General features: G+C 50.3%; 7 protein-coding genes. 6 read left to right on the top strand and 1 reads right to left on the bottom strand.

Annotation, left to right across the window (positions count from 1 at the left end; all coding sequences use genetic code 11):
- The first annotated feature begins 9 nt into the window (after window positions 1-9).
- Window positions 10-546, top strand: a complete 537-nt coding sequence (locus BVJ53_RS11435; protein WP_129302507.1) for a cob(I)yrinic acid a,c-diamide adenosyltransferase — start codon at window positions 10-12, stop codon at window positions 544-546.
- Window positions 547-901: 355 nt separating this feature from the next.
- On the opposite strand, the gene BVJ53_RS11425 is transcribed toward BVJ53_RS11435, so the two are convergent.
- Window positions 902-2,377: an amidase gene (locus BVJ53_RS11425; RefSeq protein WP_129302506.1), complete on the bottom strand. Its 1,476-nt coding sequence runs from the start codon at window positions 2,375-2,377 to the stop codon at window positions 902-904.
- 423 nt (window positions 2,378-2,800) lie between these two features.
- Here BVJ53_RS11425 and mgtA point away from each other — a divergent pair, with 423 nt between their 5' ends.
- The 5 genes from mgtA to BVJ53_RS11395 all read left to right on the top strand — a co-directional run.
- Window positions 2,801-5,431, top strand: coding sequence for a magnesium-translocating P-type ATPase (gene mgtA, locus BVJ53_RS11420; protein ID WP_129302505.1), 2,631 nt, complete (start codon window positions 2,801-2,803; stop codon window positions 5,429-5,431).
- Between the two features lie 285 nt (window positions 5,432-5,716).
- Window positions 5,717-6,142, top strand: coding sequence for a 50S ribosomal protein L11 (gene rplK, locus BVJ53_RS11410; RefSeq protein WP_129302504.1), 426 nt, complete (start codon window positions 5,717-5,719; stop codon window positions 6,140-6,142).
- Between the two features lie 98 nt (window positions 6,143-6,240).
- Window positions 6,241-6,930 (top strand): 50S ribosomal protein L1, encoded by a 690-nt coding sequence (rplA, locus tag BVJ53_RS11405; protein WP_129302503.1) that lies wholly within the window; start codon window positions 6,241-6,243, stop codon window positions 6,928-6,930.
- Window positions 6,931-7,119: 189 nt separating this feature from the next.
- Window positions 7,120-8,493, top strand: coding sequence for an NAD-dependent succinate-semialdehyde dehydrogenase (locus BVJ53_RS11400; protein WP_129302502.1), 1,374 nt, complete (start codon window positions 7,120-7,122; stop codon window positions 8,491-8,493).
- A gap of 535 nt (window positions 8,494-9,028) precedes the next feature.
- A partial coding sequence (locus tag BVJ53_RS11395; protein ID WP_202865302.1) for a KxYKxGKxW signal peptide domain-containing protein occupies window positions 9,029-13,214 on the top strand: 4,186 nt, incomplete at its 3' end.

Genomic DNA, 13,214 nt, shown 5'->3' with positions numbered 1-13,214 from the left:
GGACTAGTCATGAAGCTTTACACAAAAGTCGGCGATCATGGTGCCACGAAACAGATTAATGGTAAGAAAGTGCCGAAATATGATCCGCAGATTATCGCGCTGGGTGATTTGGACGAGCTTGATTCATGGCTTGGCTACGTCGCTTCGCAAGCAAATGCCACACCGGGCTTTACTTGGCTTGCGCAGGCACTGGAAGATCGGCAGCGGGAACTTTATGAGTTACTGGCCGACGTTGCGGTGCCGCGACATCACACCATTACCGAAGCACATGTCAAGACATTGGAAGATGCGATTGATGACATGATGGTGCAAGTGCCGCGCATCACCGCTTTTGTGTTACCCGGCGGCCATCCGCTGGCGGCAGCGTTGCAGTACGGGCGTGCGGTGGCACGGCGGGCGGAGCGGTCGTTGGATCAGCTGGCGGTGGACGACAAATCTGTCTCCGATGTGGTTTTGCAGTACAGCAATCGGTTGTCCGATTACCTTTTTGCGCTGGCTCGTTATGTGAACTTTAAGGCTGGGGTTGATGAGGTTAAAAGTAAGTGAAACTGTTTCCTTCCTTGTCGTGCCAAACCCCGCAATCTCCGGCCAGAGGGGGCTGGCGACGCGAAGCTAGAGCGGAGACGGCGCTTTGAGCCAGAAAACCGCTGTCTCAAAGTCGCCTAACAACATCAGCGACAAAAAACGGTCGCTGTGTTGTTTGCACGGCTGAGCCTCCTCCGGCCTCCGATTGCTTCGCCTTGGCACTACAGTTTTAAGAATTTTGATAAATTATCCATGACGAAACAAAAGTGAGCAACATTCCCACACTTCCGGAATATTGCTCACTTTTTTCTTACGTTTGGAAATTATGTTCTGATCGCATTCGTTTCATTTGGGCATCCCTGTGACTGAAAGCGACTTATTCAGCGGGTGCACTGTCTTCTGATTCGCTTAACGGATACATTTGCAGCAAATGATGCTGCTCGAACCAATAGCCAAGCCGCAGTAACTGGTCCTCGCGACCCTTAGCAGCCACGAACTGAATGCCCAGTGGTAGACCGTCCGGTGATATAGCAGTGGGTAGGCTAATGGCTGGGGCACCGGTTAAGTTGGCTTGTTGGGTGAAGGGCGAGTATGCGAGGCTAGGCTCAAACAAGTCCCAGACGAGCTGTTTTTGCTCATTCGGCGCTAGCTCAGCAGCATGTTGCATTTTGTCGACGATGGCAGGCGATTGTAACTCGGCATCAATGCGCGGCGCCGTTTTGGCTGTCGTTGGCGTTAGCAGCAGATCATAGCTGTTGTGGAAATGACTGTAAGCTTCAGCGGCCCGATCCCAGACACCCAACGAACGGCTATAGTCAGCGGCTGTGGTGTGCAATCCGGCTTGATAAATGGCCCACGTGACGAGTTCGACGTCTTCGGAAGTGACGGCGTGACCGGTTTGTTCGGTATAAGCTTGGAACATGGCCGCGGTTTCGCCGCCGTTCATCAAATAATAGGCCTGCATCAGCGCCGTACCATCAACATCCGGCTGAGCTTCAACAACAGTGTGGCCAGCCGCGCGTAAAGCATCCACGGCTAACGCGACTGCCTTGACTGCTGTGGCGCTAACCGGTGTACCAACAGGCGATTGCGTGGTGTAGGCGATTTTCAACGGCCGCGTTCCATTAACATTTTCGAGATGCAGCGGCGGGGCGATAAACGGTGCGGCTAATTGAGTCGTTGCGAGTCCACGTAACAAAGCTTCGGTGTCAGCCATGGTGCGGGTCAAGGCGAAGTTAATGGAAGCGCCTTGCCACCCGCGCCACTCACCCGGCCCGGTCGGCACACGACCACGGGTAGGTTTTAAGCCGATTAAGCCGGAAAAAGAAGCGGGAATCCGAATCGAACCGCCACCGTCAGATCCAGCAGCAAGCAGGCTGATGCCAGCAGCGACCAACGCCGCCGCGCCGCCGGAAGAGCCGCCTGGCGAATAGTCCGGATTCCACGGATTCCGAGCCGGACCATAAATGGCAGCATCGGTGATATTTTTAAAGCCGAATTCTGGCACATTACTTTGGCCGATGATCACAAAACCCAGCGACTGTAAGGCCTTGACAAAGTTGTTGGTGCTGCGTGCTTTGGCATTTTTGAATAGCTGACTGCCGGCTGTGGCAGGGGCGCCGGCAAAGTTTTGACCTAGGCCCTTCAAGACCAATGGCACCCCAAAGAATGGTTGGCCGGTATCTTTCAGCTGAGCCGCTTCGTGTTTGGCAGCTGCAAACCTTGTCCATGTGATGGCATTCAGCTTGGGATTGAGCCTGGCAATTTTATCGGCCGCCGCATCGATTAAGTCGGCGCTGGTAATGGCACCGGCACGAATAGCGGCAGCTTGGGCTAATGCTGAAGAAATCATTAATTTTTCCTCCAATAAGGTCTTCCTGACAACATTGCTACTTTAGTTATCTTTGACAACCATCTTACTGTCAAGTTATTCTTTGGGTAAAGCTAATTGCCTACAATGATTCATGATTTTTTGCCAGGCATACAGAAAGCAGTGAGAACAAGCGGCTTATGGAACAAGCTAATAGTGATGAAGCATCCACGAAGACATGAACGCAATAATTAAGTGGAAGGTGCTCATGTGGTTAACATCGTGAAAATAGCAAAATGTAGTCATGACAAGCGGACAAATGTTTCTTGGAAACCATCTGTCCGCTGGCCGGCCTTGCGTCATCACGAGGCTTAATGAAGGCAGCCACTCAGTCAAGAAAGGAAACATATAAACGTTTATTGATGCCAAGGCGGCATGCTTCCACATTTTATATAACAAGAGATGATGTTCAAGAAAACCATAACAAGACATAGTGCTTCCACCCAAGAAAAAACGGCGGCGTTGATGCATTATAGCCAGCAGCAGCCAGAGGAGGCACTAGCGGCACTGAAGACTCGTGAATCAGGGTTGACGTCTCCCGAGGCAGCCCAGCGCCTAGAAGAAACGGGATTCAACACCGTCGTGACCCAACATCCGCGGCCGTGGTATTTAATTTTGTTTGCAGCATTTAATGAGCCATTTGTCTGGGTGCTGCTTTTATTATGCATTGTCTCTATCATGACGGCGGACTATGACGGTGCCAGAATGATGGGGCTGATGATCACGCTCTCTGTTTCGATTCACTTTTGGCAGGAGTATCGGTCGCAAAAAGAAAGCCACGCGCTGGCTGCCTTGATTGCCAATACAACCGCGGTGACGCGTGATGGACAGACACAGGAGCGGCCGATGGATGAAGTCGTACCCGGCGATATTGTCCAATTGGCGACTGGTGATATGATTCCGGCCGACGCCTATTTGATTGCGACGCACGATTTGTTCGTCAACCAGTCGTCCTTTACCGGTGAAGCGATGCCGGTGGAAAAGACAGCGGGTAAGACAACTTTAGAAACCGGGCAGACGCTTTTTGATGCGCCGAATTTAGTCTTTATGGGAACTGACGTGATTTCCGGTTCTGGTACCGCGGTCATTTTAAAAACCGGGGATGCCACTTATTTTGGCGATATGGCTAATCAAATCAACCATAAAGCCGCGCTGACAAGTTTTGAACAAGGGATGCGGGCCATTAGCCGGGTGTTGATCAGCATGATGCTGGTGTTGGTGCCGGTGGTGTTCGTGATCAATGGCATCACCAAGCATGACTGGTCACAGGCATTCTTTTTTGCGATTGCGGTCGCGGTGGGGTTGACCCCGGAAATGCTGCCGATGATTGTCAACAGCAATCTGGCAAAAGGTGCACTCGCCATGTCGAAGCACAAGGTAATTGTGAAACGGCTACATGCGATCCAAAATCTGGGTGCCATCGATACGCTTTTTACTGACAAAACTGGGACGATTACCGAAGATCGCGTGGTCGTGATGCGGTATGTTGACGCAACTGGAACCACTGATCCGGCGGTGTTGCGGATGGCGTATATGAATGCCAATTATCAAACCGGATGGCATAACCTGATGGATACGGCTGTGGTGAATTACGCGCATGAGCACGAGGCAATTTTGGCGGACTTGCCCGCGGGATTAAACAAAATCGATGAAATTCCGTTTGATTTTGAGCGCCGGCGACTGACGGTGGTTGTTGCCAATGAGGACCATCAGTGGATGATTACCAAAGGGGCGTTCGAGGAAATGCTGGCGGTGTGTGATCGGGTCGAGCTGCATGGCAAGGTGCTGCCGATTACCCCGGAGCGGCTCAAGCAACTTCAACGTACAAATGCGGCCATGAGCGGTCAGGGGATGCGGATGATTGTGGTGGCTTACCGGCAGGATGTGCATCAACAAGAAATTTATACGACCGCTGACGAACAGCACATGGTGATCGCCGGTTTTCTAGGCTTTCTGGATCCAGCCAAACCGGATGCCAAAGAAGCAATTGGTTTACTGCGGAACCACGGCGTCCGTGTGAAAGTTTTGACCGGCGATAACGCCATTATTACGCAACATGTTGCCGAAGAAGTGGGCATTGCCAATCAACTCGTTGTGACAGGAAACGATGTCGAAGCCATGGACGACCAGGCATTACAGCAGGCCGTTGAGTCGACTGATCTGTTCGTGAAGCTCAGCCCGCTGCAAAAAGCGCGGATTATTAGAACCATGCGGGCTGCCGGACATACGGTTGGGTACATGGGTGATGGCATCAACGACACAGCCGCACTTCGCGAGGCCGACGTCAGCATCAGTGTGGATACGGCTGCTGATGTGACGAAAGATGCAAGCGGCATTATTTTGCTAGAAAAAAGTCTGCTGGTGCTTGAAGATGGCATTTTAGAAGGCCGGCGCGTTTATGCCAACGCCATGAAGTATATTAAAATGACGATCGCCTCGAACTTTGGGAATGCTTTTTCGGTTTTGGTTGCAAGCATTTTTCTACCGTTCCTGCCCATGCTGGCGATTCAGCTGCTGGTTCAAAATCTGATTTATGATACGTCGCAAATGACCATTCCCTGGGACAATGTGGATGACGCAACACTGGCTAAGCCGACCCCGTGGCGCGCCAAGGGATTGTTGCGGTATACGTTGACATTTGGGCCGTTAAGTTCGCTTTTTGACATCACAACCTTCTTATTCTTGTGGTTTGGGCTTGGGATCGGCGCGCATGCGGCCAGCTTGCCGGCCCAGCATGTTTTTCAGGCGGGTTGGTTTGTTGTCGGCTTGTTCACCCAATCATTAGTCGTTCACGTTTTGCGGACGCGTGTGACACCGTTTTGGCAGGCTCCGGCATCAGCGGTGGTCATTCTGTCGAGGATGTTGGCGCTTTTGATCGGTTTGTTTCTCATCCTGTCGCCGCTGCATCGCGCGTTTGACTTTGCTGTTTTGCCGCTTAGCTATTGGCCGGGGGCAGCGTGTATCGTGTTGGCTTACCTGGTGGTTGTTGAGTGCGTTAAGCGGATGTATTTAAAAAGTGGCTGGCCGTGGTTGTGAACATGGTGTTGCTTGTCGGAATGAGTTCAAGACGTAGTGTGAAACTTTTTCTGAAACGCGTTCCCTGGCGCAGAAGCCTGCGTGTAAGGACCTCAGGCGCAATGGCCAAACCCGAGCCATCACGCCTGAGGCCACTTACACTCCGACTTCTAACCGCGCCAGCTCACGCTCTTGCCTTTTGCGCAACAGCGTGCTACGCTATCTAGGTATGTTTTCTGCATACGCGTGGGAGGCCAAAACTTCTGGCCATCATAACCACATCACGGACTTAAGGAGGTATGTCTCGTGGCTAAAAAAGTAGCAAACATTGTCAAACTCCAAATTCCTGCTGGGAAAGCAACCCCAGCTCCTCCGGTTGGCCCTGCACTTGGGCAAGCCGGTATCAACATTATGGGGTTCACCAAGGATTTCAATGCACGTACGGCTGATCAGGCCGGCATGATTATCCCGGTTGTGATTACGGTTTATGAAGATCGTTCATTCGATTTCGTAACCAAGACCCCGCCGGCTGCCGTTCTTTTGAAGAAAGCTGCTGGTGTTGAACATGGTTCCGGCGAACCGAATACCAAGAAGGTTGCTAAAGTAACCAAGGCTCAGGTCAAGGAAATCGCCGAAACAAAGATGCAAGACCTTAACGCTGCCGATGTTGAAGCGGCTATGCGCATGGTTGAAGGAACGGCACGTTCGATGGGCTTCGAAGTCGAAGGCTAAGACGCACTGTTCGGATTCTCAGTGAAAACTGAGGTAATCAGGTGGAAGGGAGAAAACTGATCTCCCAGTGACCACATTTGCAAGGAGGAAAACCCAGAATGGCTAAAAAAGGTAAAAAGTATTTAGAGGCTGCTAAAGCGGTTGATTCAAACAAGCAGTACACCCCTGAAGAAGCGGTTAATCTGCTGAAGAAAATCGACTATGCCAAGTTCGACGAAACCGTTGAAGTTGCCTATCGTTTAAACGTTGACCCAAAGCAGGCCGACCAACAGATCCGTGGCGCCGTTGTGCTGCCAAACGGAACCGGTAAGACGTCGAAGGTCATCGTTTTTGCCCAAGGCGACCAAGCCAAGGCTGCCGAAGATGCCGGTGCTGACATTGTTGGCGCCGAAGATTTGGTGCAAAAGATTCAAGACGGCTGGTTGGATTTTGATGTTGCGGTTGCAACACCACCGATGATGGCTCAGGTTGGTCGTTTGGGCCGTGTTCTTGGCCCGAAAGGCTTGATGCCTAACCCGAAAACCGGCACCGTTACCATGGACACCGCCAAAGCTGTCAATGATATCAAAGCCGGCCAGGTTGCTTATCGTGTTGACAAGGCTGGCATCATCCATGCCCCAATCGGCAAGAAGAGCTTCGATGCTGACAAGTTGCTTGAAAACTTCAAAGCCATGAACGATATCGTTTTGAAGGCACGCCCAGCAAGTACGAAGGGTGTTTACATCAAGAGCCTGACGCTGACGTCCACCATGGCGCCTGGTATCAAGGTTAACCCAACTGACTTCTAAAGTAATGATTGTTTTGAGACTCGCTGAAACTGGCGGGTCTTTTTCTTTTGCGTTAAATTAAAGTCAGCGCAGGCCACTGAGCTGCAGGAAATTTGCCAATTTTGCCGTCTGCGCGAACGGTGCATAGTTGGCATCTATCGGGAGAATACGCTATGATTAAGTAAGGACACGAAGGGAGCGTTTACAAAAATGGCTTATCAAACCGTTGATCCGAATACTAACACTTTAGAAAAGACTTATGCGAACACAACACCTGCGCAAATCGGCGAAATGTTGACAACCGGGCATGCGTTTTACAAAGAACAACGTAATCTTGATCCGGCAACGCGCGCCGCAACGCTACACGCGGTTGCCGCTTATTTCCGGGATAATGCAGATGAGATGGCTGCGATTATCACAAAAGAAATGGGCAAACGCACGGAAGAGGCTTTAGGCGAAGTCGAACTTTGTGCTGAAATTGCGGACATGTATGCTGATCGGGCACCGGCACTGTTGAAGCCGCAGCCGATTGACAGCACGGCTGGCGCTGCAGTGACGAATCACGTTGCTACTGGCATTGTGTTTGGTGTTGAACCATGGAATTTTCCGTACTATCAGTTGATGCGCGTTTTTGCGCCAAACTTCATGGTTGGCAATGCCGTCATCATCAAACCGGCCAGCAACGTGCCAGCCAGCGGCCTCGAATTTGAAAAGGCCGTGCTGGCAGGCGGTGCGGACAAAGGTGCTTTCCAGATTGCCTTAATCGGTCATGATGATACCGAAACCTTTATCAAGGATCCCCGGGTTGCCGGCGTTTGTCTGACGGGTTCTGAGGGCGCGGGTTCGCACGTTGCGGCATTAGCAGGTAAGTACTTAAAGAAATCGTTGATGGAATTAGGCGGCATGGATGCCTTTCTGGTTTTGGACGGCGCGGATTTGAACAGCGTTATTCCAGAAGCAGTCAAGAGCCGTCTGATGAACTGTGGGCAGGTTTGCACCAGCTCCAAGCGGTTTATTGTGCTGGATAAGTACTATGACGACTTTGTTGCCGGCTTGAAGAAAGGTTTTGAAAATGTCAAAATCGGCGATCCAAGCGATCCATCCGTTGATGTTGGTCCATTGAACAGTCAGAAGGCCAAGGAAAAGCTTCAAGGTCAGGTTGATACAGCGATCGAACACGGAGCCAAGGTTGTTTATGGCAATACGCCAGTTGATTTGCCAGGCGCATTCTTCCAGCCGACAATTTTGACGGACATTGACAAGGGAAACCCTGCTTACCGGACCGAATTATTTGGACCAGTAGCGTGTGTCTACAAGGTACACTCTGAAAAGGAAGCCATTGAGCTTGCCAATGATGTGCCTTATGGGCTTGGTGGTGCAGTCTTTGCCGGCGATACCAATCACGCCGCAGATGTTGCCGCGCAGATTGAAACAGGGATGGTCGGCGCTAACCAAAGTCAGAGTTACAATGCCGAATTGCCATTTGGCGGCGTCAAGAATTCCGGTTACGGCCGGGAGCTTGGCGACTTAGGACTATTTACGTTTGTTAATGAACAAACTGTTACGCGGGCACTGCGCCAGTGACGGGGTTCAAGTGTGTGCTGGATAGTCATTGCTGCCGTGCCAGATTGAACGAAGAAACTTTTTTATATTGACAGAAGACGCCATTGTGATTTTATTGCAATGGCGTCTTTGTTTGTGAACATACGTTGCGTACTGTTGAATAACAACGGAAAATCTCCATGACAATTTAAAAAGCAAAATAATGGAACCGCTTTCCTGACATTGCGATTTTAATATTTTTGCTGATAATGGTAATGTACAAATGAGATTAATGTTATTGTATTAAAATATTTATACAGAAGCAGTCGCTTGGAGTGTTGACTTGCTAGTATATAGAATTTTGACTGCCTTTAAAAGGGGTGATTATAATCGCTTTTTTTGCGTGTATTTTGTGAGCGTTCGAGCTTTCGGCTAATGCTAAGACAGTTGCAGTCAACTCCTCCAGGAAGGGAGATGATGCCACTTGGGGAATGCTTTGAGGAGTGTGTATGAGCAAAAAACTGAACAGGCTTAGTTTTTTTGTCCTGTTGCTCATTTTTTGGAGAGGATTTTGAGTATGAAAAAAGTAAAGAGAACGAATGTTTTGATGGAGAAGAAACGATTCAAGATGTTCAAGTCGAAGAAAAAGTGGTTGGTCGCGCCACTGTTCTTCGTTGGCATCGGATTAGGAACAGTCTTCGAAACCAATGAAGTAAAAGCTGACACTGAAACAACCAGTAATCCTATGTATACCAAAGCACCTTCATCGGGGGCCAGTAGCGGCCAAAATAGCGCAAGCGGCCTGAATCAATCAAGCGCTGCCACAGAGACACAAAGTAAGACAACCGACGCCGGCCAAAGTAAGGTGAGCGGTGCTGTTGCCAACAAGAACAGCAATGGTACCTCTAGCGCCAGTCAGGCCAGCAAGAGTGATACTAATACGAGCCAAGCCAGTGGTAGCGTAGCAAGCACGAGCCAAGGCAGTAGTGCTCTCAGTGATAACAAGGACAGTGTCAATCAAAATAGTAGCAGTGTTAGTTTAGCAAGCGCAGCTAAGAATGCTGCTAATGCCTCAAGCACCAGCGCGACCAAGAGTGTTGCTAATGTCTCAAGCGAGAACGCATCGAAAAGCATCGCTAGCGCCTCAAGTGCCAGTGCTGCAAGTAGCGCAGCCAGTGCCTCAAGTGCCAGCACAAGCAACGCCAATGCGACAAACGCTCAACGGCGTGCACTGATGGCTGCCAAGGCTACCGATACGAGTAGCAGTGCCGATGTCAGCACAGCTTCTGAATTTAGTGCGGCCATGGCGAACTCAGCTATCAGCGAGATTAATGTTCAGGCTAATTTCGTTGATGATTTACCAGGCTATCGACAAACATATGCTTATCGCCCGAACCTAGTGATTAACGGCAACAATCATGTAATCGATTTTCGAAGGCACTGGTATGAGGAGGATGCCAATGCCAACCAAAACGAAAGCCTTACAATCAATGATTTGACCATGTACGGTTACAGTTATTGGGGTCCGATTACGATCATGGGAGTTTTACCTAGCTCCGGTTTTGATCATTCGGTGACCTTCAACCATGTAACTTATACTGGTGCCCAGTTAATGTATGGTAGAACGACGAAGGTTTACATCAAGGGGAACACAACCGTTAACTCGGTGCAAAGCTATATTTCGCCGTTTGACAATACCACTCAACAAACACAAGCTGGTGGTAACCAGCAAAACTTTGAAGTTAGCTACATGGAAGTTGAGGAAGGCGCCACATACAAGGGCACTACTTATACCGGGACGCCCGTTCAGGTTCACTTTGGCGGCTCGTTTATTGTTGACAAGGGTGCGACTGTCGATCTGACGAGAACTCAGGCAGTTGGCGGCGATGAAGACGGATTCAACGCATTGATTTATACAGACGGTGGTTCTGTCGAATTTAAGCAGGGGTCAAAGGTTACTCTTAATAGTAATGGCCTTCAAAAAGATTTATTCTCACCGATTTATATCAACAACGGTAGTTTGACAGTTGATAAAGATGCAGTTGTTAATATAACCGGTGCTGCTGGTAACATTCCCGTTAGAATTGTCGGCAATAGTCACGTTAACCTCAATGAAGGCTCATCCATGACCATTAACCAAACGGGGCGACCAATGCCTGGTTATGGTGTCATCTATATTTCTGACAACGCGGGTTTTTATGTTGCAAGCGGTAGTACACTGACCGTTAAGATAACAGATGCTGGTGCAACTTCGACTGATGCTATTCACACACTGAATAGTGCCCAGTTGAGCTTTGCACAGGACGCAACGGTCAATTTATCAATTGACGGTGGCACGGGCATCGCGCATATATTGGATATTGGCAACAATTCAAACATCAACATTTATATGCCGAAGTCTGTTCTTTTCCAGATTACCAATAACACGAATGCTGCTTCCAGCTTGTTTGATGTTACCGGAAGCGGCACATTAACGGCTCAATATGTCAAGATTATTCCCAATGATGGTAAGGAACCATTTGGACCATATAAGTCCGTTTCCTATCAACTAAGGGGACAAGGTTCCTCATCAAAGACTGCGGTTGTTCAGGGATTGACAGCAGCAGCTGAGAGTTCAGGTGAGGCTCTTGCTAATGACTTCGAGACAGATAGCAGCTTACAATTTGTCACAGCATCGGATAATTTTGTAACTGTTGACCCAGTGACTAACGAAAGCACAGTCATTTCAGGTAAAACCGGTGCAGGTGGTTATGTCACTATTGTCGGGATTAAGGGAATCCCTGAAGGCACATTGACTGCAGATCCGTATGATACGACTAAGTATCTTGTTCAAGCAGATGCTAATGGCAACTGGAGCTACAAGTTGCCTGCTGGTGTCACCTTAAGTCCGAACACTTCATTTAAGGTTGTTTCTAGCGACGCGTTTATCATCAAGAGCGCGACAGTGATTGTCAATGATGCTGAAACGCCAAAGCAAGCTGCGAGTGCTGCTGATAGTTCAAAGGTCACGAACAATGCCGCTGCTGGCACCAGTTCGCAGGAGACTGCGACCAGTAGTGCCGCAAGTGCTGCAGCAAGTTATGCGAGTGAGGCGGCTGAGATTGCCAAGAGCCAAGCTTCCAATGCAACGATTCAGTCGCTGGCAAGTGACGCCCAGAAGCAGGCGAGCTTAGCATCTGACGCTGAAGTTGCTGCAGGTAAAAATTCGACCGCAGCCGCTGCCGCTGCTAGTGCTGCAGCCAGCGCCGCCAGTGAAGCATCGTCTGCGGCTGCTGCTGTGGCTAGTGATGATGCCTTAGCAAGTTCTGCTGCCGCCGCGTATGATTCATATTCAGCAGAAGCAAATGCTGCTTCTGCCGTTAATGATTCGGCAGGTTATGCAACGGCTTCATCCGCTGCTGCATCTGCTGCTAGTCAGATGAACAATTCGTTGTCGGATGCTCAAACAGCTGCAAAAGTAGCCGTAAGCGATGCGGCAGTTGCAAGTAGTGCAGCTGTTGCTGCTACTGCAGCTCAGAGTGAAGCTACAACACAAGCGGCTGTTGCATCAGCTGCAAGCAGTCAGGCACTTGTTGATTTGAATAAGATTAAGGCGGCAGTCAATAGTGATGGTAGTGGCGCTAGTTCTAGTGCGAGCGAGGCTGATATTGCTTCGACTGCTACTTCGAACTATGCGAGTGCCGCAAATTCGAGTGCTAGTGAAGCCGGTGAGTTTGCATCACAGGCAAGTTCCAGCGCCAGTGACGCTGCCGGTCAAGCAAGCACGGCTCATCATTATGCAAGCACAGCTGCATCAGCTGCCACCGAGTATCCAAGCGATAGCGCAATCCAGTCATATGCAAGTGCAGCTGCCAGTGAAGCTGCGAAGGCAGATAGTAATGCAAGCATGGCACATAGTGCCGCCCTTTCGGGTGCGGCTGCTGCGAGTGATGCCAGCGAGCAGGCTAAGACAGCCGATCAAGCGGATGCCGTAGCCAGTGCTGCCGCCAAGGCTGCCAACAGTAGTGCCGATGAAGCCATGAGTGCTGCCAAGGCTGGTGACAGTCAGGCAGCTGCAAGTTACTCCAATGCTGCTAGTGCAGCGGCAAGCAGCGCCAAGCAGGCTGAAAGCCAAGCTAAGGCAGCCGCAAGTGCTGCCGCATCAGATGCCGCTATTGCATCAGATGCTGCTAAGGCTGCAGCCGGTTATGATCAAGCTGCCAGTGATGCCACTGTTGCTGCAAGCAGTGCAGCAAGTGCAGCGTCAAGTGCGGCAGCAGCGAAGTCCGATGCTAGTGGCGCTAGTTCTAGTGCCAGCGGTGCTAGTTCTAGTGCTAGTCAGGCGAGTCATGCATCGTCGACAGCTTCAGACTACGCAAGCAATGCAAGTTCCAGCGCCAGCGAGGCTGACTCTTATGCGTCACAAGCAAGTTCCAGCGCCAGTGATGCAACGAGTCAGGCAAGTAACGCCGCAAGTCAAGCTAGCAACGCGTCATCAGCTGCTTCCGAGTATCCAAATGATAGTGGGATCCAGTCTGATGCAAGTACGGCATCTAGTGCCGCAAGTGTCGCAAGCAGTGCGGCGAGTCAGGCAAGAAGTGAGTCGTCGATTGCTTCGTCTGCTGCAAGTGATGCAAACCATCAAGCAAGCATCGCTTCTAGCGCTGCCTCAATGGCAAGCAGTGCTGCAAGTATCGCAAGCAGTGCCGCCAGTGCTGCATCTAGTGCTGCCCAGTCCGGTGACGATAGTGCAGCAAGCAGTTATTCCAATGCAGCAAGCTCAG

The sequence above is a fragment of the Lacticaseibacillus chiayiensis genome (assembly GCF_004123795.1).
Taxonomy (GTDB): Bacteria; Bacillota; Bacilli; order Lactobacillales; family Lactobacillaceae; genus Lacticaseibacillus; species Lacticaseibacillus chiayiensis.
Note: the sequence above shows the minus strand (reverse complement) of the source record. Positions and strands in the feature narration are given on the sequence as shown.

Coding starts and splice junctions, on each gene's coding strand:
- BVJ53_RS11435 (WP_129302507.1), top strand. CDS start 10: ATGAAGCTTTACACAAAAGTCGGCGATCATGGTGCCACGAAACAGATT.
- BVJ53_RS11425 (WP_129302506.1), bottom strand. CDS start 2,377: ATGATTTCTTCAGCATTAGCCCAAGCTGCCGCTATTCGTGCCGGTGCC.
- mgtA (WP_129302505.1), top strand. CDS start 2,801: ATGTTCAAGAAAACCATAACAAGACATAGTGCTTCCACCCAAGAAAAA.
- rplA (WP_129302503.1), top strand. CDS start 6,241: ATGGCTAAAAAAGGTAAAAAGTATTTAGAGGCTGCTAAAGCGGTTGAT.
- BVJ53_RS11400 (WP_129302502.1), top strand. CDS start 7,120: ATGGCTTATCAAACCGTTGATCCGAATACTAACACTTTAGAAAAGACT.